The following is a 23,148-nucleotide window of genomic DNA, read 5'->3' on the forward strand; positions in this document are numbered from 1 at the left end:
GGCCGGTCACCGGTCACCTGCCGCCCGGTCACCCGTCACCCGGTCACCCGGTCACCTGCCGCCCGGCCCGGTCACCAGTCACCAGTCACCAGTCGCCCCGGCCACCCGTCACCTGCCGCCCGTCGCCGGGCCACCCGTGGCCCGGTCACCGCGACACCAGCTCGTCCGGTTCCGCCGACGCCTCCGGGGAGCCCGGGGGTGCGGGCACCCCCGGCGCGCCCTGGCAGGTCACCGCCGGGCCGGCCTCCGCGAGGCCGTCCCCGCCCGCCCGCTCGCCGCCGCGCTGGCGCGGGGCCCGCACCGCCCGGACGGTGCGCCGCCCCTGCGCCGGGACCCCGCGCAGGAGGCGCGCCCCCTTGCCCAGGCCGCGCCCCAGGAAGGCGCAGAGCATCGCCAGGAACGGCCCGGGGTCGTCGGCGGCGAACCAGGCCGCCTCCACCCGCCCCCGCTCCCCGTCCTCCGCCACCCGTAGGGCCCCGGGCCCCGCGGAACCGGACGCCATACCGGCACCACCAGCACCAGCACCAGCAGCACCACCGGCACCACCGGCACCATCAGCACCCCAAGGACCCGAAGGTCCCGAGAGACCCGGACTCGAAGGACCCGACGGACCCGAAGGCCCCGGATCCGAAACACCGGAAAGCCCCGAAACACCCGGCCCCGGAACGACACCCGCCCCCGGGACACCCGAGCCGTCCGCACCGGAACCCCGAGCCCCGGCAGCCCCGGCAGCCCCCGCAGCCCCCGGACCACCACCCACCCCGCCGGCAGCGGCCCCGGACGCGCCCCCGGCACCACCGCCGCCCCGCAGCCGCAGCCGCGGCAGGGAGCGCCCGCGCACCGCCGCCAGCAGGGCGTAGTTCTCCGCCACGAAGACCCGCCCCGGACCACCCGCGGGCTCCGGCACCCGTTGCCCCGTCAGGTCCAGGTACATCGCCTGGACCACGTCCAGCCCCGCGTCGTCCGCGAACAGCCTGAACTGCGCCCCCGGCCTCGGGTTGAAGTCCACCAGCCGCACCGCACCCCGCTCGTCGCGGCGGAAGTCGAGGTCCAGGATCCCCTGGTAGCCGAGCCGTTCGGCGAGCCGCAGCCCCGACTCCTCCACCGCCGGGTCGGCCAGCCACCGCCCCACCGCCGTCAGCCCCGCCCGGACCGGCCACGCCAGTTCCTTGCGGCCCGACCCGGCCAGCAGCGGCCGCCCGCCCCGGCCGAAGGCCCCGTGGAAGAACCAGTCGGTGTCGGGCCCCGCGGGCAGGAAGCGCTGGAGCAGCAGCGGGCTCCCGGCCTCGGCGGAGCGCTCGTACAGCTCCCGCGCCCCGGCGGCGCTGTCCACCAGCGTGGTGCTGCGCAGCCCGCTCCCGGCGGGCAGCAGCCAGGGCCGGCTCCACTTGGCCACCACCGGCAGCCCCAGTGCCCACGCGGCCCCGGCCGCCTCGCCCCCGCTCTGCGGGATCACGGTCTCCGGGTGCGGGACGTCCCAGCGGGCGCACAGCCGCGACAGCTCCGCCTTGTCCGCCACCCGGGCGGGCAGGTCGTCCGGCTGATGGGGGATCCGGAAACGGCCCGTCAGCATCGGGGCCACGCGCGAGACCGCGATGGCGCTCAGGTCGTCCATGGCGACGAGCACGGCGGGCCGGCCGATCCGCTCCGAGACCCCGACGAGGCATTCCAGGAGCGCTTCGGGCGCCTCCGGGTCCACTCCGCCGGCCGGTCCGGGATGCGTGGCGCGCAGGTACCGCGAGCGGCTCACGGGACCTCCTCCGGCTTCGACGACGGCATGGACCTCCACGCCCTGGCGGCCGAGGGATCTGACGGCGCCGAGGGTTCCGTGGTGGAACGGATTGCGATCGAGTCTGAGCAGAACTGCGGGCACATGGCCGTCGAACGCGTACATACAAACGGACTTTCACCTAGTCGGACCAAGCGGGAGGGATGCGCAGCTGCGAATGGCCTAGGAAGCGGCCACCGGACAGGCCGTTCGTCAGATGTGATGTCTAACGTCTTGGGCAAGCACACCGGTTCGGCAGAGCTCGGGAGACGACATGGCCAGACCACACCACCGCCTGGTGAGCACCTGCGTCGGTACGGTCACGGCCGGGCTGCTCGCCACCGGCGCCGCGCTCGCGGCGCCGGACGACGATCCTGCCCAGGGTTCCGACACCGCCTTCGGCGCCTATCTCGACTACGGGCGAGCCGGCATCGCCCGCATCCCCTACCTGTCGCGCTGGCTGGGCGGCCGCGAGATCCGGGTCGGGCACACCTATCTGCCCGGCGACTCCTGGGCCGGCATCGAGGGCCGCGTCCCGTTCCTGGAGGACTGGGCGCAGTGGCGCCGGGCCGAGGACGACCGGATGTTCGTCCTCAACGTGCCCATGCAGGCGCGCAACGAGGGCCGGGTGCCCGACTGGCAGGTGACCCAGCTGATCCGGGCGGGCGCGCAGGGCGAGTACGACCGGCACTTCCGGAAGCTGGCCGAGCGGCTGGTGGAGCTGGGCGTCCCGGACACGGTGATCGTGCTCGGCTGGGAGATGAACGGCACCACGTACACCCACCGCTGCGGTCCCGACCCGGAACACTGGAAGGCGTACTGGAACCGCGTCGTCAACACGATGCGCTCCGTCCCCGGACAGCGGTTCAAGTTCGATTTCACCCCCAACCGGGGAACCGACGCGATCCCGTGGACCGCGTGCTACCCGGGCGACGACGTGGTCGACGTCATCGGCATGGATTCGTACGACCAGGGGCCCGGCCGGACCTTCGACGACCACGTCAAGCAGCCGTACGGGCTCCAGCAGCACGTCGACTTCGCGAAAGCACACGGCAAGCGGATCTCGTACCCGGAGTGGGGGCTGTTCCGCAACGGGGACAACCCGGAATACGTACGGCGCATGCTCCAGTGGATCGACCAGCACCACCCGCTCTACCACACCATCACCGACTACTGCCCGCACGGCGTCTGGCAGTGCAAGCAGAACCCGCAGTCCTCCAAGGTCTTCCGGGACGCCCTGACCGACCAGGGACCGGTGGTGGTCCCGACCCCGGTGGTCCCCACGCCCGTCGTCCCCACCCCGGTGATCCCGACCCCCGTCGTCCCCACCCCCGTCGTACCCACGCCGGTCGTCCCCACGCCGGTCGTCCCCACCCCGCAGATCCCCACCCCGCAGATCCCCACGCCCCAGATCCCGACCCCGCAGGTCCCGACCCCGCAGGTCCCCACTCCCCAGGTCCCCACGCCGCCCGCGCCCACACCGGACGCATCCGCTCCGGCCCCCGAGCCCACCCCCACTCCCACACCCACCCCGACCCCCGTACGCCCGGAACCCGAGGTCTCCGTCCCGCCCGTGGTCCCGCCGGTGCCCACCCCCGAGGCGTCCCCGACCCCGACCCCGACCCCCACCCCCACACCGACGCCGACCCCGGTCGCACCCGAGCCCCAGCCCCTGCCCACCCGGCCGGCTCCGTCCGCGTCCCAGCCCCCGAAGCCACTGCCCAAGCCGCAGCCCAAGCCCGAACCGAAGCCGCAGCCCCAGCAGCCCGTCAACAGCAAGCAGTGGTGCCTGCCGCTCGACTTCGGCGACTGGTTCTCGAAGCTGATGGGCAAGCGGTCGCTCTGCATCACCTTCGGCGGCTGGGGTGGGGACTCCGGGTTCTGGCCCTTCTAGCCGGGTCATCGCACCCGCAGTTCGTTCAGCCGCGCCCGCCAGTCCCGGGCGGCCGGCAGCGCCTCGCGCAGCGCCCCCACCGCCCGCTCGCGCCCCGTGACCTGCGACTCGTGCAGTCGCAGCAGGGGCGCGAGCGCGTGCGTGGCCATCAGCAGGCGCTGGTTGACGACCGTCTCCGGACGCCAGTGGTTCTTGTACGGCTCGTTGCCGCGCAGGAAGCTCACCACCGCCCGGCCCTCCTCCAGCGCCCGCCCGGCCTCGTAGCGCAGCAGCAGCGTCGCCACGTCCACCTTCCGCTCGCGCAGCCCCGGGTCCGCCCCGTACAGGTAGCCGCCGCTCAGCGCGGCGGACAGCAGGGTGACGTTGGCCGCCACCACGTTCCCGTCCAGCCGGAACTCCGTCAGCCGGCCCTCCCCCGCCCGCACCATCCGCCGGGTGGCCCGGGTCAGGTGCTCGGCGAAGCGGGGCCTGAGGTGCTCCGGGGTCACCCCGCGGCCGCGCCACTGCTTCTCGTGCAGCCGCAGCAGGGTCCGTACGGCCTGCGGCACCTCCTGCTCGGTGACCTCGTGTTCCTCGATCCCGGCGGCGTCGGTCTTGCGCAGCTTGGCCCGCACCCGCTGGGCGCCGGAGGCCGGCATCCGCTTGACGAGCTGGTCGAAGGGGAGGGCGGGCAGCTCCATGCAGGTGGAGTCGGTCAGCCTGCTGGACACCCCCGGCCAGACCTCGAACACGGCTTCGGCGGCGGCCCCGGGCCGTACCTCGCGCAGGTCGACCACGGCCCTGCGGGCGGCCCGGTGCAGCCCCTGCGCCAGGGCGGGCACGACCTGCCCGGCGTGCTCCCGCGACACGAGCACGTCGAAGTAGTCGGTGATCGGCCCGCCCAGCGGCACCAGCCGCGGCAGCGGCCGGTGTACGAGCATCAGCGCGGCCGCCCCGACCAGTTCCTCGCCCCGCCGCACGAGCAGGATCCGCAGCCGCCCGTCCTTGCCGTACGACAGCCACCACGAGTGCAGCCAGGCGTGGCTCTGGAAGGGGGTGGCGGTGGGACACGCCCGGACGAGCCGGTTCCAGGCCTCCTCCAGCGCCGCGAACTGCCGGGAGTCCCGGCACAGCGTCACCGTCAGAGCCCCGGTGGAGCCCTGCGTCATCGCACGGACTCCTTCTCCTTGGTCTCGGAGTGCCCGGAGTGCTCGCCCTGGGCGGGCAGGGAGGCGTACTCCTCCACCACCGGGTGCTCCGCCCCCTCCCGCTCCTCGGGCCGGCGGCGGGCGGGCCGGGCCAGCAGCCACAGCCCGCCGAGCAGCCCGCCCGCGCACAGTCCGACGGCGGCGCTGATCGCGGCGGACGGGGAGGAGGGCTCGGTCGGCGCGACGGCCTGGCTGAACAGCAGCAGTTGCACACCCGTGTTCTTGGCGGCCTGGTTGCTGCTCAGCGTGAGGGCGTCCGCGACGGCGTTGGCGATGTCGGCGGCCTCGGAAGCGCTCCTGGAGGTGCCGGTGATCGCGATCATCGGGGAGTCGGGGGAGGTCTCGGCCCGGACCTGCGTCCGCAGCTGCTGGGCGCCGATGCCCGCGCGGGGCTGGGCGTAGGCGAGGGTGGAGCTGCTGGTGGCGATGCGGCCGTAGGCCTGGGCGAAGCCCTGGGCGGTGGCCGGCTGGGTGGTCTCGTTCGGCACGGCGACGACGTAGCTGGTGGCCGCGTAGTCGGGTGCCTTGAGCACCCCGTACGCCCCGCCGGCGGCCAGTCCGAGCAGGGCGCAGGCGGGCAGCGGCCACCAGGCGGGCGGGGGCAGGAACCTGCGCTTCTTGCCGGAACGGTGGTCGGACTTCTTCTGGTCGGCGGTGTCGGTCATGAGGACGCTCGCTTCCTGGGTGGAGGGGTGGGAGGTGAAGAGACGAAGGGGTGATGAGGTGATCGGGTACGTACGCGGAAAGGAGGCGGGTCAGCCCTCCCCCGAGCCGTCCCGGACCGGCCCCGGCCCGGCAGGCCCGGGCGGCTCCGGCTCCGCCCCGCCCCGAGCCGAAGGCACGGGCATGGGCACGGGCACGGGCGCCGCGAGCGCGAGCCCGTAGACGTCCAGCAGCCGTTCCGCGCTCCGCGCGATGTCGTACCGCCGCACCACCGGCGGCGCCGGCAGCCGGCGCGCCCCCGCCTCCATGTGCCCGCGCAGCGCGGCGACCAGCTCCGCGGTGCCGGTGCCGATCCGTCGCGCGCCCGGCGCCTGCGCGGCGGGGAGGTCGTCGATGGCGGGGCAGGTGACGTGCAGCACGGGCAGCCCCGCGGCCAGCGCCTCGACCACGGCCAGCCCGAACGCCTCCTCCCGCGACGGGGACACGAACACGTCCATGGCGGCCAGCAGCGCGGGGATGCCGGGGGTGCGCCCGTCGGGGCTGTCGCCCAGCGGGTCCCGCTCCCCCAGCAGGTGGATCCGCGACTGCGCGCCCAGTTCGGCGGCCAGGCTGCGCAGCGCGGCCCGCTCGGGCCCGTCCCCGGCCAGCAGCAGGTGCGCCCCCGGGAGCGCGGCGACGGCCCGTACCAGGACGTCGAACCGCTTGCCCGGGACCAGCCGCCCGACCCCGCCGATCACGAAGGCCCGTTCGGGCAGCCCGGTGCGGGCGCGGGTGGCGCGGCGTACGCCCTCGTCGAAGCGGAAGCGGGCGGCCTCGATCCCGTTCGGGACCACGTGGACGCGGGCGGCCGGCACCCCCCAGTCCTCCAGCCGGGCGGCGACGGTGTCCGACACGGCGACGGTCGCCGCGCCGAGGCGTTCGCTGGCCAGGTAGAGGGAGCGGACCCCGCGGGACAGCGGGCGGCCCTCGATCTCGGCCTCGCCCAGGGAGTGTTCGGTGGCGACCGTCGCGCCGACGCCCGCGAGCCGGGCGGCGATGCGGCCGTAGACGCAGGCCCGGTACAGGTGGGTGTGGACGAGGTCGTAGCGGCCGCGGCGGATGAACCGGACGAGCTTGGGCAGCGCGCCCAGGTCGCGGTTGCCGCGCATGCCGAGGTGGACGACGCGGACCCCGTCGGCGCGCAGCCCTTCGGCGACCGGGCCGGGGTTGGTGAGGGTCAGGACGTCGCACTGCATCGGCATGTGGCGCAGCAGCAGGCGCAGTTGCTGTTCGGCGCCGCCGACGCCGAGCCCGGTGATGACGTGGAGGGCCTTCACCGCAGCACCGGCACCTTCCGCCGCAGCTCGCGCGCCCCGTGCCGCAGCTCCTTGATCCGCATCCGGGCGGCTCCGTCGGCCTGGCTGACGTGCGTACGGGGCAGGGCGTGGCGGCCGGCGAGGCGGCCGGGGGAGATCGCGCAGGCGTACCCGTACCCGGCGGCGCGGGTGGCGTCGACGACACGGGCGTCGAGGTGCCCGTAGGGGTAGCAGAAGCCCTCGGGGAGGGTGCCGGTGATTTCGCGCAGGAGCTCGCGGCTGCCGCGCAGTTCCTGCTGGAGGACGTCGTCGGGAGCGGCGGTGAGGTCCTGGTGGAGCAGCCCGTGGGAGCCGATCTCCTGGCCGGCGGCGGCGACCTCGCGGATCTGCTCGGCGGTGAGGAGGGACTTGCGGGGGCCGAGCGGGTCCCACACGTTGTCGACGCCGAGCCGGCCGGGCAGTACGAAGAGGGTGGCGGTGAACCCGTGGCGGCGCAGCAGGGGCAGGGCGCGGGTGAGGAAGTCGGTGTAGCCGTCGTCGAAGGTGAGGCCGACGAGGCCCTGGGCGCGGCCGGCCGCGCGGGCGCGCAGGAGTTCGCCGACGGACACCCCGCGCAGCCCGCGGGAGCGCAGCCACAGCAGCTGGGCCTCCAGGGCGCCGGGGGTGACGGTGATCCCGTACGGGTCTTCGGCCGGGTCGGTGAACTCGGCGACGGAGTGGTACATCAGGACCCACGGCGATGCGGTCCGGCGGGCGGCGGCCGTCACGGCGGCGGGTGCCGTGTCGGTGTCAGCGGGCATTGCGGAACCTCTGGGTGAGCTGGGTGATCTGGACGGCGGTCTGGGCGGCGAGCTGGGCGATCTGGCCGGGCAGGGCGGTGATCTCGATGGCTCTCATGGCCATGCCGGTGGCCCCGAACATGGCGGGGACGAGCAGGCAGCCGAGGGCGGCGCTGAGCAGCGGGTCGGGGATCATCGGGCCGGCGAGCCAGCCGGTGGCGCAGGCGGAGGCGGCCGCGACGGCGAGGCGGCCGATGCTGACGGCCACGCGGCGGGCCTGGATGGGGATGATGCGGGAGCCGATGCCGGTGAGGAGCAGGGCGGCGGCGGCGGTGATGCCGGCGGCGTTGGCGGCGGCGATGCCGTAGGTGCCCCACCAGCCGACGAAGAGGGCTCCGGCGGCGATGTTGACGAACAGCCCGGCACCCATCGCGAGCGCCGGGAACCAGGTGGGCCGGGCGGTCGAGAAGAAGGGCCGGGACAGGGCGCCGACGAGGCAGTGGCCGAGGAGGCCGAGGCCGTAGACGCGCATGACGGAGGCGGTGGTGAGGGTGTCCTGGTGGGTGAAGGCGCCGCGTTCGAAGAGGACTTCGATGATCTGCGGTGCGTAGCCGATGACCAGGGCCGTGCCGAGGAGGACGGCGAGGGAGGCGAGGGCGAGGTCCTGTTCGACGCGCCGGCGGGCCTTCTCGCGTTCGCCGCCGGCCATGGCCTGGGCGACGACGGGGAAGGTGACGGTGCAGATCATCAGGGAGAGCACCATCGGCATCTGCGCGACCTTCTGCGCGTAGTTGAGGTGCGAGATGGCGCCGGGGGGCAGGGAGGCGGCGAGGAAGCGTTCGACGAGGACCTGGGACTGGCGGAAGACGGCGAAGGAGATGACGGGGGCGATCATCCCGAAGGCGACGAGGGTGGGCCGGTCGCGGTCGCGCTGGCTGCGCGGGGTCCTCCTGGCACGGGGAGGGCCGAAGCCGACGTTGCGGATGAACGCGGGCAGCTGGACGAGCACCATCAGCAGTCCGCCGACGGCGACCCCGGCGGCGGCGGCACGGACGCCCCACAGGGTGTGGAGGGCGACCATGGTGCCGATGATGCCGACGTTGTACGAGACGTAGATCGCGGCGGGCGGCAGGAAGGACCGGTGGGCGCGCAGGCCGGCGCTGAAGTATCCGGCGATGCCGAAGGTCAGGACGGTCAGGGCGGTCATCCGGGTGCACTGGACGGCCAGTTCCGGGTCGGGCAGGCCGGGCGCCAGGATGTCGACGACCAGGGGTGCGGCGAGGACGAGCACGGAGGCGACGGCGGCGAGGAAGACCATCAGGCGCGGCAGGGTGGCCCCGACGAGCAGGCGTACGGGGTCGGCGGCGCGGGCTTCCCGGCGGGTGAGCCCGGCCCGGCTGGCGGCGCGCCGGGCGAGGGCGTGGCTGAAGGCGGGCACCATCAGCAGGGCCATGGCGTCCTCGATCAGCAGGGTCGAGGCCATCTCGGGGACGGTCCAGGAGATGAGGAAGGCGTCGCTGTCGTGTCCGGCGCCGAAGAGGTGCGCGATGGTCTGGTCGCGGACGAGGCCGAACAGGGCTCCGGCGGCGGTCAGTCCGGCGGTGACGGCGGCGGCCTTGGCGAGGAACCGCCCGAGCGGAGCCGCCTTCACTGCCCCGGCCCCCGCCCCGGCCCCCGCCCCGGCCCCGGCCGCAGCCCGGGCGCGGCCCGTGCCCCGCCCGGGCCGGGCGGCCCGTCCGGCGGGAACAGCGGCGGGGCCCGCGGCCGCGGCGACGTCGGTCGCCGGGGCCGCGGGCCTCCGCCAGGGTGTCGTGTCGGTCACCGGGCGGCCGGCCCGTCGGCGGGCCGGCCGCCCGCGAGGCCGGTGGAGGGCAGGGCCCACCAGGCCGCGAGCCCGATGATCACACCGGTCAGCACGGTGGAGGGGCCGCCGATGTCCGCGTACAGGAAGTCGGTCAGCTGCCAGACGAACAGGCCGGTGGCGATCAGCCCGCAGTCCCGCAGCGCCCGGTCCCGGGCGGCCGCGTACCGGCGCAGGCCCGCGACCAGGAGGGCGGCCCAGCCGCCCGCGAGCGCGAGCAGTCCGACGAGCCCCTGCTCGCCGAGGACCAGCAGGTACATGTTGTGCGGGGAGAGCAGGGGCTGCTTCACGAAGGCCTGGCCCGCCCCGGCGGTGTCGCTGCCGGAGGACAGCCCGAGCGAGGAGTGCCCGTCGCGCTGGGCGGGGAAGCCCTTGAGGCCCACCCCGACGGCGGGCCGCTCGCGCCACATCGACTCGGCGGCGGCCCACATCGTGTAGCGGTCGGTCACCGACTGGTCGGGGGCGCTGGAGACCTGGGTGATGGAGTTCAGCCGTTCGGCGACCATCTCGGAGCCCAGCCCGAGCCCGCCGACGAGGACCACCCCGAGGGCGGTCAGCGCCAGCAGCACCGCCAGCGCGCGGCGGATCCCGGCCAGGCACATCACCAGCAGCGCGGCCGCGGCGGTGGCGATCCACGCGCCCCGGCTGAAGGAGAGCACCAGCGGCACCACCAGGACCAGCGCGCAGCCCCCGGCGGTCCGCCGGACCTTCGCGGACAGTCCCGGGGCGAGGGCGGCGGCGGTGGCGACGATCAGCCCGTACGCGACGACGGTGGCCATGCCCATGACGTCGCCGGGGCCGAAGGTGCCCACGGCGCGGATGTCCTCGCCCTGGTAGGAGGCTCCGGTGTGGGTCGCGTACTGCACGACGCCCACGGCGCCCTGCACCAGCCCGAGCACGACGAAGCACCCGGCGGCCAGCCGGAACTCCAGGGCGTCGCGCACCAGCAGCACCACGGCCGCCGGGACCAGTACGAACACCTGGAGGTAGCGCACGAACCCGGGCAGGGCGGCGTACGGGTCCCCGGCGGTCATCGTGGCGACGGCGAGCCCGATCCCCGGCGCCCCGAGCACGAGCACGCCCAGCGGGTCGAGCCTGCGCACCCTCCCGCGCAGGGCCTGGACGGCGCAGACGAGGGCGAGCAGCAGCGAGGCGGCGTCGGCGGGGCCGACCTTCCCGGAGGCGGTGGCGTCACCGGCCGGGAGCGGGGCGAGGAGGAACAGGACGGTCGCGGCGAGCGGCAGCAGCGGCCAGTGCCGGCGCAGCGCGGCGGCCGCGCCGGGCGGGCGCACGGGTCCGGGGACGGCGAGGGTCATGGTTCAGCTCCCGCCCAGCCGGAACCGGAAGAAGGAGGCGGCGGTGCGGGCCAGGATCCACAGGTCCTGCCAGAGCGACCAGGTGTCGATGTAGTGGTTGTCGAAGCGGGCCCGGTCCTCGATGGACGTGTCCCCGCGCAGCCCGTTGATCTGGGCCAGGCCGGTGATGCCGGCCGGCATCCGGTGGCGGGCCTCGTAGCCGGGGTGGATGCTGCTGAACTTGGCGACGAAGAAGGGGCGTTCGGGGCGCGGGCCAACCAGGCTCATGTCGCCGCGGACCACGTTCCACAGCTGCGGCAGCTCGTCCAGCGAGGACTTGCGCAGGAAGGAGCCGACGAGGCTCATCCGGCAGTCGCCGGCCACGGTCCAGCGGGTGGCGGACTCGTGCGCGTCGGCGCGCAGGGTGCGGAACTTCAGCAGGGTGAAGGGGCGTCCGTAGAGGCCGACGCGTTCCTGACGGAAGATCACCCCGGGTCCGTCGGACAGCCGTACGGCCAGGGCGCAGGCCCCCATGACGGGGGCGGCGGCGAGCAGGGCGAGCGCGGCGAGCAGGGAGTCGATGACCCGCTTGGCGGACCGCTCCAGGGGCCGGGCGGGGCGGGGCAGCAGGGGCTGGACGGCGTGGCCCCACAGCTGGTCGGCGGGGTGGGCGAGCCGCATGCCGGTGACCTTGGCGGTGCCGGCGGGGTCGGCGAGCCAGAGCCGGCAGCCGTGGTCGTGGAAGAGGCGGACCAGTGCGGCGGTGCGCTCGTCGGCCTCGGGCGGGCGGGTGAAGACGGCGCAGCGCACGGAGTTCTGGATGACGGCGCGCCGGACGTCCTCGTGGGTGGCGAGTACGGGCAGCGGGCCGCCCTCCCCGTCGGCGGCCTCGGCGGGGTCGGCGATCCCGACGGGCCGCAGCCCGTACTCGGGGCGTCCGTGCAGCGCGGCGGCGACCGCGCCGGCGCCGTCCCCGGGGCCGACGACGAGCGTGGAGACGGGGCGGCGCACGGCCGATCGGCGCCACATCCGGTGGACGAGCCCGCGTCCCGCGCAGGCCAGGACGACGTGCAGGCAGACGGCGGTGAGCAGGGTGTTCCAGCCGAGGGCCCGCCCGGGTGCGGCGGCGGCGAGGACGGCGGCGGCCCCGCACCACAGCGCGGCGGCCCGCCCGGCCAGGGCGGGCAGTTCGAGCAGGGCGGAGGGCGCGAGGCGGGGCCGGTAGAGGCCGCCCTGCGCCTGGAGGGCGGCGTTGGCGGCGGCGAGCAGGACGGCGGCCGGTACCGCGGCCTGGGGCGGGAGCGGCGAGCCGGGCAGGGCGGTCGCGGTGACGGCGGCGGCCAGCGCGTCGGCGGCCAGGAGCGCGGCGGGACCCCGGCCGCGGCGGACCCGGTCCGGGCGGACGGCGGGGCGGGCCCGATCGGCGCGGGGGCCGCGCGGCGGGTGGATGGCGGTCACGGCACGGCGGGGCTTGGCGGGTGACACGGCGGGTGGGGCGGCCCGCGACACGGAGGCGAAGGCGCTGCCGCCGGCGTGCCCCGTGCCGCTCTGCCCTCCGGTGTGCCGGGCGGCTGCGCTGTCCATCGTCATCGGCTGATGCGCTCCTGGTTCAAGGGCTGGGGGTCCCCCCGGTGGAGCAAGGGGGCGGGCCTGCCCAGCAGTTCGTGGTACAGGCCGGTGACCGCGTCCGTGGTCCGCCGCACGTCGAACTCGCTCCGGGCGTGCTGCTGGGCCTGCTCCCCGAGTTCGGTGAGCAGCCGCGGTTCGGCGAGCAGCCGTCCCAGCGCCTTGGCCAGCGCCGTCGGGTCCTCCGGAGGTACCAGGCAGAGCCGTCCGTGGCCGGACGGCAGGCTCTCCCGCGCACCGCTGACGTCGGAGACCAGGACCGGTCGGCCGCAGGCCATGGCTTCGAGGGGGGCGAGCGCCATGCCTTCCCACCGCGACGGCAATACAACGAGATCGGCGGCCCGAAGCCACGGTCGGATGTCGGCGGCGGCTCCGGCGAAGTGGACTCCGGGGGGTGCGGCGCGGCGCAGCCGTTCGGCGTCGGGGCCGTCGCCGACCAGGGCGAGGCGGGCGCCGGGGACGGTGGCCGCCACCTCGGGCCAGGCGCGCAGCAGGACGTCCTGGCCCTTCTGGGGGCAGAGCCGGCCGACGCAGACGGCGAGGGGTCCGTCCTGGAGGGCGGCGGGCAGCGGGAGTCCGGCGCGGGCCTCGGCGCGGTCGCGGCCGGGGTCGGGGTGGCCGGGGCGGAAGTGGGTGAGGTCGACGCCGTTGCGGATCACCGTCCAGCGGGCGTCGATCCCCTCGGACTCGCCGGCCCGGCGCTCGGCCTCGCTGACGCAGAGCACCCGGTCGGCCCAGCGGGCGCCGGCCCGTTCCCAGCGCAGCGCGAGGGCGGCGGTGGTGCCGCCGACGGCGTCGAAGGACCAGGCGTGGGGCTGGAACACCGTGGGCAGGGAGCCCCGTACGGCGATCCGCCCGGCCAGGCCGGCCTTTGCGCTGTGGGCGTGCAGCAGGTCGGGGCGGACGCGGCGGACCAGTCGGGCGGCGGCGAGCACCTCGGCCGGCAGTCCCGGTCCGGGGGAGCGTCCGGCGCGCCAGGTCAGCACCTCGGCCCCGGCCGCGCGGGCGTCGCCGGCGAGGACGCCGCCGTCGGGGCAGCCGACGACGACGCGCAGCCCGGCGGCCGACTGGGCCCGTACGAGGTCGGTGACGACCCGTGCGACGCCGCCCTCGACGGGCTGGACGAGGTGCAGGACGGTAACGGACTGCGCGGCCGGGGAGCCGGCCGGCGAGGGGTGTTTCGGCACGTGGAGCGGTCTCCTGCGCTCAGCGGCGCGCGTCTGTCTGAACGAAGAGCACACCGAGGAATTGACCCTGGCTTTCGCCCGTGAACCTGAAGTCCAGGCTGTGGGCGCCACCGGACAGAGCGGGACTCAGATCAAACACGTCCGCGTCATATCCGAGATTATTAATATTTTCAGGCTGTCGTACGGATGCAGAACGCCCGAATTCCGTGATGGTGGAATTCATGACGTCGTTGAAGGGGTTCTCCGCGTCGCTGACGTTGATCCGGCGCCCGCTGTCCGCCGTCACCGTGAGTGAGTCCCCCAGGGCTCCGCGGTCCCCGTCGTACGCGACCACGCCGGCCTTGCCCGCGGCCCCCGGGGGCGCGTCCAGCCCGGCCACCTGCACCGTCTCCGCGGCGGCCTCGCCGGCCCCGGCGGCAAGGGACTCGAAGCCGTCCCACAGCGAGATCCGGCGCACCGGCTCCTGCGGGTGCTCGTAGGCGACCACCAGCGTCCAGCCGCCCCAGGCGCCCACCTCCGAGTGCCCCATGGCCACGTTGAGCTGGGCCACGGTCCACATCCCCGCACCGCCCTTGCGCACCAGCGGGGTGACGTCGGCCGAGGCCTGGTAGGCGTCGCTGCCCGCGTCGGTGCGGTGCCCGATCACCGTGTCGGCGATCACCGCCTTGTACGCGCCCCCGGGCTCGGCGACCAGCACGCGGCCGTTGTCCTCCGGCGGCTTCTGCTCCCCGACCCGCAGGTTCCCGCCCCAGTACAGCCGGGCGTACGAGACCTTCGCGCCCTGCGGGACCTTGAGCTCGGCCCGGGTGGAGTTGTAGGTGTCGGGGTCCTTGTCGACCTCGTCGTAGAACATCTCGAAGTCGCCGTTGGTCCCGGCCGCGCCCTTCTTGACCTCCGGGCACGGCTCGGCCTGCGGGGACTCCTCGCGGCGGCAGCTGATCGCCGAGTTCGAGGCGCGGACCAGTCCGCCGTGCTGCACCGACTGGTAACGCTGAGTGAAGGGGATCCGGGGCATTTCACGTGCCGCGGCGGGAACGGCGGCACCCGCCGAAGGGGCGTGCGCGGAAAGCACGAGGCCGGACAGCAGACCGAGTGCGCCGAGGATTCTGCGGGAGGAACCCATGACCCCGTCTCCATTTTCGATCAAGGGGACAAAACAGGAGTGAACTTTGTCAGAAATCGGGCTGGAAATCACGTCGGACTCGCTCGTACGGCCTTTCGGGCGATAGCGCGCACCCCGGCGGTGGGCGGGTCGTTATGCCGGTGCATCGTCGTTCGAGGTCCGAACCGAAAGGAATAGGGCGTCGCCGCGCAGTCCCCGGCGTGCCGAGCGGCAACCTCGTCAGGTCCCCGTCGGCGTGCCGGTGAACGTCTGCGGCGTCACCGCCCAGCTCATCGGGCTGCCGAACCCGGCCTTCGGCAACCACTGCGTGAACGCCTGAACGTCAACCGCGCCGCCCGAAACGGCGGCATCCGGGTGAAGGGACGCAACCCGAGCCCCAGCCGGGCCGTTGATCCGGGTGCTCCAGTACCGGGCAATCCTGCAAAAAAGGGATGGTAATGATCAAGAAGCTTGTCGCCGGCGCAGCGGTTGCCGCTTCCACCGTCGGCCTCGGCGCCGCCATGGCCCCGCAGGCGATGGCCATCGGCAACGACAACGGCATCAACACCGTCAACGGCAACAACTCCGCGCAGATCTACGGCAACCAGGCCACCTACGGCAACATGAGCCCGCAGATGGCGCTGATCCAGGGCTCCTTCAACAAGCCCTGCATCGCCCTGCCCGCCAAGGTCAACGCCCAGTCGATCCTGTCCGCGGTCAACGTCGGCGTCCAGGACATCCCGATCCTGTCCAGCCCGCAGAACCAGCAGTGCACCGAGAACTCCACCCAGGCCAAGGGCGACGAGGCCCTCTCGCACATCCTGGACAACATCCCGATCCTGTCCGGCAACGCCTCCGTCGGCAGCTGACCGAGGCCGCACCGCGAGGCCGCCGCACCCCCGGGGTCGCGGCGGCCTCGCCGCGTATCGGGCCCCCCAATTCCCCGCCCGATAAATGCGGACCAAAATTCCCCGAACGCACCGCCGGAGCATCGGAGTGAATTGACCGGCACCCCCCGGAAATACCGTGATTCTGCGGTTTCTTTTCTCCGGCCCACTCGTTGTTGTCTATGCAGCGGACAGACCTCTGCGGGAAGGATCGAATTCAGATGAAGTACAAGAAGGCAGTGGTGATGGCCGCCGGCGTTCTCGTCGCCGCCGGTGCCGCCTCCCCCGCCATCGCCGACTCGGTCGCCGACGGCAAGGCCGTCGGCTCCCCCGGCGTGGGCTCCGGGAACCTCGTGCAGGTCCCCGTCCACATCCCCGTGAACGTCTGCGGCAACACCGTCAACGTGATCGCGCTGCTGAACCCCGCGTTCGGCAACACCTGCGTCAACAACTGACGAAGCGCCTGCGCCCGCAAGGGCGAACCTCCTCGGGTGGCCTCGGAGTGCACGGCGGTGCACTCCGAGGCCACCTTCGATTCAGGACCGGCCCCCGCGCCGGTAGACAGGGAAGGACCCATGCGACAGGTACTGAGCCGACAGGTACTGGGCAAGGGGGTGCTCACGGCTGCGGCCGCCTCGAGTCTGCTGTCGATCGCGACCGGCGCGGCCTACGCGCATCCCGGGGCGATGGCGGAGGCCTCGCATTCACCGGGCGTGCTGTCCGGCAACAGCGTCTCGGTACCCATCACCTTGTCGCCGAACGTGTGCGGCAACAGCGTGGACGGGGGTGCCGCGCTCAACCCCGCGATGGGCAACAACTGCGCGACCTCGACCGGCTCCGAGGGCGGCCACCACGACTACGAGCGCTACCTGAGTCCCGAGAACGCCGAGGCCTTCCGGCACTACCTGGAGGAGCGCGAGAGCGGCCGGCCCGCGCTGCCCGCGCAGCGCGGCGAGGACGAGGGCGGCTACGGGGAGCGCGGCGACGAGGCACCCCGCGCCCACACCCCCCGGCACGCGGCCCCCCGGCACGAGGAGGCCAGCCCCGGGGCTCCCCGGCACGAGGCGCCCAAGCACGCGGCGCCCCGCCCCGAGGCACCCCGGCACGAGGCCCCGCGCCATGCGGCGCCCCGCCACGACGACAGCCGCCACAAGGACGCCTACGGCGGCTCCGGCGAGGAGGACCGCGGTCCGCGGGGCGGGCAGGAGGAGTGCGACGACCACCCGCCCGCCCCCCACGCGCAGCCCCCGGCCCCGCACCCGGCTCCCCCCGCGCCCGCGCCGCACCACCCGAAGCCCAAGCCCCGGCCGAAGCCCGCCCCCAAGCCCCGGCCCGCGCCCGCCCCGGCACCGCCCGCGGCCCCGCTCCCGGCCCCCGCACCGGCTCCGGCGCCCGCCCAGGCCCCCGTTCCCGCGCCGCCGGCCCCGCCCGCCGAGGCCCCCGTTCCGCAGGAGCACACCCAGACGCTCCCGGCCCCGGTCGAGGAGCAGCCGCACACCCTCCCCGCCCCGGTCGAGGAGCAGCCGCACACCCTCCCGGCGCCCGTGCCCGCCCCGGCCCCCGAGGCACAGCCGGTCCCCGCGCCGCCCGCGCAGGAGGTCCCGGCGCCCCGGCCCCCGCACGGCAGCCAGCCCCAGTGGCCGGCCCCGGCCCCCGCCCCGGTGGTCGCCCCGCCGGCCGACCAGCCCCCGGCCGCCCCGGCCGGCGACCTCCCGGTGCACCTGCCCCCGGCGCCCGCGCCCGCTCCGGCGCCCGCGCCCGTCACCGCCCCGCCGGTGACCCTGCCCGCGCCGGCCCCGGCGCCGGCGCCCGCCCACGCGGGGCCGCAGCTGGCGGCCACCGGCGCGGGTGAGCTGGGCGCCATGGCGGCCCTCGCCTCGGCGCTCGTCCTCGGCGGCGCGATTCTCTACCGGAGGTCCGCGGCCGCCTGACCGGGAATACCGGTAATCGGAAGAAATATCGGCCGGAGAATCCACCTCGGATTCTCCGGCCGCTGCCGCGCGTCCGCCGGCCGGCGTTTCCGGAACGGCCGGGAATCGTTACGCAGGGCGAAAGCGGCGAGCCGGTCGCCGCTGACGCCTCGGTCCACGAAAAGAAGAGGATTTCGACAATGAAGCTCTCACAGGTCGCCGCCGTCGTCGTCGGGTCCGTCGCCGCTCTCGGCGCCACGGCCCCCGCCTTCGCGGCCGACGCCCCCGCGATGCCCCCCATGAGCGCGACGGGCGGAGTGACCGAGGTGCTGAACGCCGTGAACCCCGTCTCCGAGGCCCTCCCCCAGACGGCGGGCAACGCGCTGGCCGAGCAGGGCGACACCGTCGGCAAGGTGGTCGGCACCGCGCAGAGCGTCAACAAGATCCGCAACGACGTTCCCGGCACGGCCCTGGGCCTGGCGAACGGTGCGACCAAGGTCTCCCCGCTGCTCGGCGGAGTGGAGCTCAACGGCGGCAAGTGACGCCGGGGGGCCTGCCGTCAAGGCTCCCGACACGACCGTGGGCGCCACCGGCGAGGCCGGTGGCGCCCACGGTCACGGGGTGCCGACTGCGACGTACGTCAGTCGTTGACGCAGATGTTGCCGAACGCCGGGTTCAGCGCGCCGATGACGTTCACGGAGTTGCCGCAGATGTTGACCGGGATGTGAACCGGCACCTGGACCAGGTTGCCCGAGAGGACACCCGGGGAGCCCACGGCCGCGCCCTCGGCCTGGGCGTCGGCGGAAGCGGCACCGGCGGCACCGGCCACGGCGAGACCAGCGGAGGCCAGGGCCACGGCGGCCTTCTTGGCAGCAGAGTTCATGGGAAGTGCACCTTCTCGTTCGAATGTCCTGCCCCGGTACCGGGGCTCACACCGAGCGAAACGGTCCACCTTCCCCAACGACACGGCCGAGGGCCAGATCTGACCTGTTCAGCCCAATAGTCGTAACCATCCTGCCCGCCCGGGTCCGCCGCGGCCGGCCGCTAGTTGCTGATCGGGATGTCGGGGATCTGGACGTCGGGGACGCTCGGAACGGCCGGGACGGCCGGTACCGCTCCGGGCACCGCCGGGACCGCCGGGACCGAGGGCACGGTCACCGGGAGGTCGGGCAGCTTGGGGACGGTGACCGGGAGGTCCGGCAGCTTGACGTCGGGGATCTTGATCTCGGGGAGCTTCGGCAGCTCGATCGGTGGGAGCTTGATCCCCCCGACCAGGCCCGTGAGCGAGGCCAGCAGGTCCGAGAGGGTCTTCGAGAGGCCGGCCAGGAGGTCGTCGATCGGGCCGGCCGCGACCCGCTCCCGGGATTCCGCCGCCTCCTCCAGCCGTTCGATCTGCTGCTGCACGGCCGCCGCCTTCCTCTCAACGGCGGCGGGGCCCTGGCCGTCCGCGGCGCCTGCGGGGGCGGCCGCGCCGGACAGTATGACGACGGCGAGGGCCGACGGGACGAGGACGCGGAGACGGGACGCCTTGGTGGAGTGCATGAGGAATCCTTACGGGGTGGTCGCGCAAGCGGACCGGAGTAGTCCACTTACTCACCCACCGTGCGAACACCCTCCACGGGGCGCAACCGGAACCCCGGGCGCCCCCGCGCGCATGGGGCTGCGTACGGGCTTCGCGCAGGTGTCCGCAGCGGCCTCACCCGCCCCGGGGAAAACCCGGGCCCGCACGAGCCGTTCGAGTGAAGCAGCGCAACCATGCCCCGCGGCGGCCGGTTGATCAGGGCGCTCCACTAGCGGGCACTCGTGCGACAAAAGGATCAATGATGCTCAAGAAGATCATGACCGCCGCCGCGGTCTCCGCCGTTGCCGTCGGCGCCGGCGCCGCGGTTGCCTCCCCCGCCATGGCCATCGGCAACGACAACGGGGTCAACACCGTCAACGGCAACGGTTCCCAGCAGATCTACGGCAACCAGAAGACCGCCGGCGACATGAGCCCCCAGCTCTCCGTGGTCCAGGGCACCCTCAACAAGCCCTGCATCGCCCTGCCGGCGAAGGTCAACGCCCAGTCCGTGGTCGCCCTCGTGGCCAACATCGGTGTCCAGGACATCAACATCCTGTCCAACCCGCAGAACCAGCAGTGCACCGAGAACTCCACCCAGGCCAAGGGCGACGAGCCGCTCTCGCACATCCTGGACAACATCCCGGTCCTGTCCGGCAACGTCTCCTCGGGCAGCTGACCCCAGCCCCACCCTTCCTGGTCCAGGGCCGCAGCCCGCGGAGCGAAGTGACGAGGGCCCCGGCGGCGTCCAGCCGCCGGGGCCCTCGTACGCGTGGGGCCACCCGGGCTACCCCGTCCAGAAGTCCCACCACCGGGTCAGGACCAGCATCCCGATCACCCCGAGGTGCAGGGCGGGCGGCGCCCAGGCGAAGTCGGTGAAGAACCCCCGCAGCGGGGTGGGCGCGGGCAGCCGGCCGGTGCGGACGTTGTGGGCCGTGACCGCCCAGAACATCAGCAGGGTCGCCGTCCAGGCCAGGCAGCACCACAGGCACAGGGCGTTGATCTCGTAGAGCGACTGAACCATCAGCCAGGCGCAGAAGCCGGTGCCGAAGGCCGTGCCGGCGTTCAGTCCCAGCCAGAACCAGCGCCGGTGGCGGGCCCCGGCGAGCAGTCCGGCGCCGACGCAGACCACGACCCCGTAGGCGGCCAGCCCGAGCATCGGGTTGGGGAAGCCGAAGACGGCCGCCTGGGCGCTCTTCATGACGCTGCCGCAGGAGACGACGGGGTTGAGGCTGCACGCGGGCTTGAAGTCCGGGTCCTCCAGCAGGAGGAACTTGTCGAGGGTGATCACCCACGAGGCCAGCAGTCCGGCGGCCCCGGTGACCACCAGCAGCCAGGCCAGGGACCTGGGGGCGTCCGGTTCGTCCTCGGAGCGGGTACGGGGGCGCCGCCGCTGGCGGGGGACGTCCACTGTGTTCGTTGCCATGCCGGCCATAGTCCCGCGCACCACCGCAAACCCTGACGAACGCGGGCCATTCCCGGGCAAGTTGACCTGAAGGTGTGGCGGGAACCCCTGATGCTTCCCGGACGTTTTACCGAATCCCGGACGTGATGTCAGAGCCAGGGGCTACGTTGTGCTTCCGCGAAGTGACAAGCTGCGATGGCCTGGAGCCCACCTTGAGCGATCCGTACGAGACAACCGAGGCGCACCTCGAGCGACTCCTCGGCCGCGCCCTCAACTCCTTCGACCTTCCCGACGCGTTGGTCGAGCGCCTCGGTACCGCGCTCGCCCACAGCTCCTCCCTCTACACGACGCACCACAGCCCGTCGGCGGGACTGTGGCGGGAGACCCACCGGCACACCTACCTGCTCTCCGATGGCGAGACGGCCTCCTTGTGGGAGCTGGCGTACCGGATGAGGGGTGACCGCAGCAGCCGGCACGAGGTGTTCGCCGGCCGGGACGAACTCGCCCTGGCGGGGGCCCGGCTGTTCGGCGAGGCCGCGGCGGAGCCGGTCCTGTCGCCCGCTCCCGGGCCGGACGGGGCCGAGGAGGAGGCGCAGGGCTGGGGCGCGGAGGTGGCGGAGGAGGATCTGGCGCTGCTGAGCGCCCTGTTCGCCGCCCCGGATCCGCGGGAGCGGCACCGCGAGTACACGGTGGAGGACTCCGCCGACCACGCCCGCCGGGTGCTGCGGCGCGCGGAGAACACCGACCGCCCCGGGCAGGAGCTGGCGGAGCTGCTGCAGTCGGCTTACGCGCACCAGATCACCCAGGCCTTCGGCGGCCGCCACTGCCTGGCCGACGGGCGGGACGCGGGCTTCAGTCTGTACGAGCACGCGTTCGTCCTGCTGGACGGGACCGAAGTCAGCCTGTGGGAGGTCGAGCACACGGCCACGCCGGACGGCCGGCACATGTGCGAGGTCTACGGGACCGAGGCCGCCGCGCGCGGGGCGATGGAACTGCGCACGCGGGTGCGGTAGCGCCGGCCGCGCGGGGTCAGGGGGACCAAGAAGAACGGACATGCCCGCCCACAGGGCGGACATGTCCGTGAGGGTACGGCCCGGGGGCTCAGGCCTGGGCGGCCTGTTCCACGGCGCCCTCGCGCTCTGCGAGGGGGACCTGCTTGCGCGGCAGGACGAACATCACCGCGAAGATCACGACGAGCACCGCCACGACCCACCACAGCGCGCCGCGGAAGGCCTCGACGTAGGGCGCGCCGAGGATCCGGTCGTCGTCGATCGACCCGAAGAAGACCACGGAGGTCAGGGCGAGGCCGAGGGCATTGCCCATCTGGCCGGTGGTGTTGATCAGGCCGGAGGCCGACCCGGCGTGCTCGCGCGGCACCTGGGACAGGATGGTGTCGTTCAGCGGGGCGACGATCAGGCCCATGCCGATGCCCATGACGACCAGCGGGGCGGCCATCTGCCAGGAGGCGATCTCCATGCCGTAGCGCTGGGACTCCCAGATGTAGAGGAGCAGGCCCGCGGCCATGACCAGCGCACCGGCCTGGAGCACCTTGCGGCCGAAGCGGGGGACGAGCTTCTCGACGGAGAGGCCGGCGGCGACGGAGACGGCGATGGAGAAGGGGATGCCGGTGCAGCCGGCGCGCAGCGGGGTCCAGCCGAGGCCCATCTGCATGTAGAGCGTCCAGACCAGGAAGAAGATGCCGGTCGCCAGGCCGAAGGCCAGCTGGACGGTGATGCCGCCGGCGAAGCTCTTGACCTGGAAGAGGGAGAGCTCGACGAGCGGGGAGCCATCCTTCTTGATCTTGTACTTCTCGTACGCGATGAAGACGGCGAAGACGACCGGCGACGCGATCATGCAGGCGAAGCCCCACAGCGGCCAGTCGTTCTCCCGGCCCTGGGTGAGCGGGTAGATCAGCAGGACCAGGGCGAGGGTCGCGAGGACGACGCCGATCAGGTCGAGGCGCAGGGCCTTGGGGGCCTTGGACTCGGAGATGAACTTGCGGCCGAGGATCACGGCGGCGATGCCGACGGGCAGGTTGATCAGGAAGATCGTGCGCCATTCGAGGCCGAAGAGGTTCCACTCGGTGAGCAGCGCGCCGAGCAGCGGGCCGGAGACCGCGCCGAGGCCGACGATCGCGCCGAACATGCCGAAGACCTTGCCGCGCTCGTGCGGCGGGAAGGTGACGTGGATGATCGCCAGGACCTGCGGGACCATCATCGCGGCCATGCCGCCCTGGAGGAGGCGGGAGGCGACGAGCATGCCCGGGTCGGGTGCGATGCCGCAGAGCAGCGAGGCGGCGGTGAAGCCGGCGACGCCGACGAGGAAGAGGCGCTTGCGGCCGTAGATGTCACCGAGACGGCCGCCGGTGATCAGGCCGGCGGCGAAGGCGAGCGCGTAGCCCGCCGTGATCCACTGGATCGCACTGGTCGTGGCGCCGAAGTCCTGGCGCATGCTGGGTATCGCGATGTTGACGATCGTGACGTCGACCAGGTCCATGAAGGACGCGGTCATCACGATGGCCAGCGCCAGCCAGCGCAGACGGTCGGCCGGTGCGTCGGGGGTGGCGGGTTCGGCGATGGTGTCGGGTGCCGCCGCGGCGGCCGCGTTCCCCTCTTCTCGTACGGGCCCGTTCTCTCTTTCGGGCGATGCTGTGGGCGTCTCGGTGCTCATGGGGAGAAACGTAGACCGCATCTAGGCCAGGCTGTGTCCTATTTACCTGGCAATCTTGAAA

The 23,148-nt window shown here is 73.9% G+C and carries 21 protein-coding genes and 1 pseudogene; 8 read left to right on the forward strand and 14 right to left on the reverse strand.

Annotation, left to right across the window (positions count from 1 at the left end; translation table 11 throughout):
* Nucleotides 1-145: 145 nt before the first annotated feature.
* Nucleotides 146-1,750 carry an ATP-grasp domain-containing protein gene (locus BX286_RS37880; protein WP_315974732.1) on the reverse strand — a complete coding sequence of 535 codons (1,605 nt, stop codon included), beginning with the start codon at nucleotides 1,748-1,750 and terminating at the stop codon, nucleotides 146-148.
* Between the two features lie 292 nt (nucleotides 1,751-2,042).
* Here BX286_RS37880 and BX286_RS15920 point away from each other — a divergent pair, with 292 nt between their 5' ends.
* Nucleotides 2,043-3,662: a glycoside hydrolase family 26 protein gene (locus tag BX286_RS15920; protein ID WP_121015263.1), complete on the forward strand. Its 1,620-nt coding sequence runs from the start codon at nucleotides 2,043-2,045 to the stop codon at nucleotides 3,660-3,662.
* 5 nt (nucleotides 3,663-3,667) lie between these two features.
* On the opposite strand, the gene BX286_RS15925 is transcribed toward BX286_RS15920, so the two are convergent.
* The 9 genes from BX286_RS15925 to BX286_RS15965 all read right to left on the reverse strand — a co-directional run bounded on the left by BX286_RS15925 (nucleotide 3,668) and on the right by BX286_RS15965 (nucleotide 14,750).
* Nucleotides 3,668-4,810, reverse strand: coding sequence for a GNAT family N-acetyltransferase (locus BX286_RS15925; RefSeq protein WP_121015265.1), 1,143 nt, complete (start codon nucleotides 4,808-4,810; stop codon nucleotides 3,668-3,670).
* Complete coding sequence (locus BX286_RS15930) at nucleotides 4,807-5,514, reverse strand: lipopolysaccharide biosynthesis protein (RefSeq protein ID WP_079427743.1); 708 nt, start codon at nucleotides 5,512-5,514, stop codon at nucleotides 4,807-4,809. The genes BX286_RS15925 and BX286_RS15930 overlap by 4 nt, the downstream gene beginning before the upstream one ends.
* Before the next feature lie 90 nt (nucleotides 5,515-5,604).
* Nucleotides 5,605-6,828, reverse strand: a complete 1,224-nt coding sequence (locus BX286_RS15935) for a glycosyltransferase (RefSeq protein WP_261993435.1) — start codon at nucleotides 6,826-6,828, stop codon at nucleotides 5,605-5,607.
* Nucleotides 6,825-7,607, reverse strand: coding sequence for a polysaccharide deacetylase family protein (locus tag BX286_RS15940; protein WP_079427746.1), 783 nt, complete (start codon nucleotides 7,605-7,607; stop codon nucleotides 6,825-6,827). Before BX286_RS15940 ends, BX286_RS15935 begins: the two co-directional genes overlap by 4 nt.
* Entirely contained in the window at nucleotides 7,597-9,408 is a 1,812-nt protein-coding gene (murJ, locus tag BX286_RS15945) for a murein biosynthesis integral membrane protein MurJ (protein WP_261993436.1), read from the reverse strand. Before murJ ends, BX286_RS15940 begins: the two co-directional genes overlap by 11 nt.
* The gene (locus tag BX286_RS15950) at nucleotides 9,405-10,763 is read right to left on the reverse strand and encodes an O-antigen ligase (RefSeq protein WP_121015267.1); all 1,359 of its coding nucleotides are present in this window, start codon (nucleotides 10,761-10,763) and stop codon (nucleotides 9,405-9,407) included. The genes murJ and BX286_RS15950 overlap by 4 nt, the downstream gene beginning before the upstream one ends.
* A 3-nt stretch (nucleotides 10,764-10,766) precedes the next feature.
* Nucleotides 10,767-12,326, reverse strand: a complete 1,560-nt coding sequence (locus BX286_RS15955) for an exopolysaccharide biosynthesis polyprenyl glycosylphosphotransferase (RefSeq protein WP_079427750.1) — start codon at nucleotides 12,324-12,326, stop codon at nucleotides 10,767-10,769.
* A 2-nt stretch (nucleotides 12,327-12,328) separates the two neighbouring features.
* Complete coding sequence (locus BX286_RS15960; protein WP_079427752.1) at nucleotides 12,329-13,555, reverse strand: glycosyltransferase; 1,227 nt, start codon at nucleotides 13,553-13,555, stop codon at nucleotides 12,329-12,331.
* A 19-nt stretch (nucleotides 13,556-13,574) separates the two neighbouring features.
* Nucleotides 13,575-14,750: a DUF3344 domain-containing protein gene (locus BX286_RS15965; protein WP_079427754.1), complete on the reverse strand. Its 1,176-nt coding sequence runs from the start codon at nucleotides 14,748-14,750 to the stop codon at nucleotides 13,575-13,577.
* A gap of 122 nt (nucleotides 14,751-14,872) precedes the next feature.
* Between BX286_RS15965 and BX286_RS15970 the strand changes: the two are divergent.
* From BX286_RS15970 to BX286_RS15990, 5 genes and pseudogenes are all read left to right on the forward strand, one after another.
* Nucleotides 14,873-14,997: pseudogene (locus BX286_RS15970) on the forward strand (chaplin); the annotation flags it as partial.
* A 118-nt stretch (nucleotides 14,998-15,115) separates the two neighbouring features.
* A complete protein-coding gene (locus BX286_RS15975) occupies nucleotides 15,116-15,526 on the forward strand; it encodes a rodlin (protein WP_079427756.1) in 411 nt (136 codons plus the stop codon).
* A 239-nt stretch (nucleotides 15,527-15,765) separates the two neighbouring features.
* Nucleotides 15,766-15,999, forward strand: a complete 234-nt coding sequence (locus BX286_RS15980) for a chaplin (RefSeq protein ID WP_079427759.1) — start codon at nucleotides 15,766-15,768, stop codon at nucleotides 15,997-15,999.
* Between the two features lie 120 nt (nucleotides 16,000-16,119).
* Nucleotides 16,120-17,475, forward strand: a complete 1,356-nt coding sequence (locus BX286_RS15985) for a chaplin (protein ID WP_121015269.1) — start codon at nucleotides 16,120-16,122, stop codon at nucleotides 17,473-17,475.
* A gap of 179 nt (nucleotides 17,476-17,654) precedes the next feature.
* Nucleotides 17,655-17,996: a hypothetical protein gene (locus BX286_RS15990; RefSeq protein ID WP_079427763.1), complete on the forward strand. Its 342-nt coding sequence runs from the start codon at nucleotides 17,655-17,657 to the stop codon at nucleotides 17,994-17,996.
* Nucleotides 17,997-18,094: 98 nt separating this feature from the next.
* Here BX286_RS15990 and BX286_RS15995 read toward each other — a convergent pair whose 3' ends face one another.
* Together BX286_RS15995 and BX286_RS16000 are read right to left on the reverse strand one after the other, a co-directional pair.
* Nucleotides 18,095-18,337 (reverse strand): chaplin, encoded by a 243-nt coding sequence (locus BX286_RS15995; RefSeq protein ID WP_079427765.1) that lies wholly within the window; start codon nucleotides 18,335-18,337, stop codon nucleotides 18,095-18,097.
* Nucleotides 18,338-18,498: 161 nt separating this feature from the next.
* Complete coding sequence (locus BX286_RS16000; RefSeq protein ID WP_121015271.1) at nucleotides 18,499-18,996, reverse strand: hypothetical protein; 498 nt, start codon at nucleotides 18,994-18,996, stop codon at nucleotides 18,499-18,501.
* A gap of 281 nt (nucleotides 18,997-19,277) precedes the next feature.
* Here BX286_RS16000 and BX286_RS16005 point away from each other — a divergent pair, with 281 nt between their 5' ends.
* A complete protein-coding gene (locus BX286_RS16005; RefSeq protein WP_079427769.1) occupies nucleotides 19,278-19,691 on the forward strand; it encodes a rodlin in 414 nt (137 codons plus the stop codon).
* Between the two features lie 108 nt (nucleotides 19,692-19,799).
* Here the strand turns inward: BX286_RS16005 and BX286_RS16010 are convergent, their stop codons facing one another.
* Nucleotides 19,800-20,438, reverse strand: a complete 639-nt coding sequence (locus tag BX286_RS16010; protein ID WP_398898580.1) for a vitamin K epoxide reductase family protein — start codon at nucleotides 20,436-20,438, stop codon at nucleotides 19,800-19,802.
* A 191-nt stretch (nucleotides 20,439-20,629) separates the two neighbouring features.
* On the opposite strand from BX286_RS16010, the gene BX286_RS16015 reads away from it, so the two are divergent.
* Nucleotides 20,630-21,430 (forward strand): DUF6227 family protein, encoded by an 801-nt coding sequence (locus tag BX286_RS16015; protein WP_121015275.1) that lies wholly within the window; start codon nucleotides 20,630-20,632, stop codon nucleotides 21,428-21,430.
* Nucleotides 21,431-21,518: 88 nt separating this feature from the next.
* On the opposite strand, the gene BX286_RS16020 is transcribed toward BX286_RS16015, so the two are convergent.
* Nucleotides 21,519-23,087, reverse strand: coding sequence for an MFS transporter (locus BX286_RS16020; protein ID WP_100863487.1), 1,569 nt, complete (start codon nucleotides 23,085-23,087; stop codon nucleotides 21,519-21,521).
* Nucleotides 23,088-23,148 lie beyond the last annotated feature (61 nt).

This window comes from Streptomyces sp. 3211.6 (assembly GCF_003634815.1).
In the GTDB taxonomy this organism is placed as follows: domain Bacteria; phylum Actinomycetota; class Actinomycetes; order Streptomycetales; family Streptomycetaceae; genus Streptomyces; species Streptomyces katrae_A.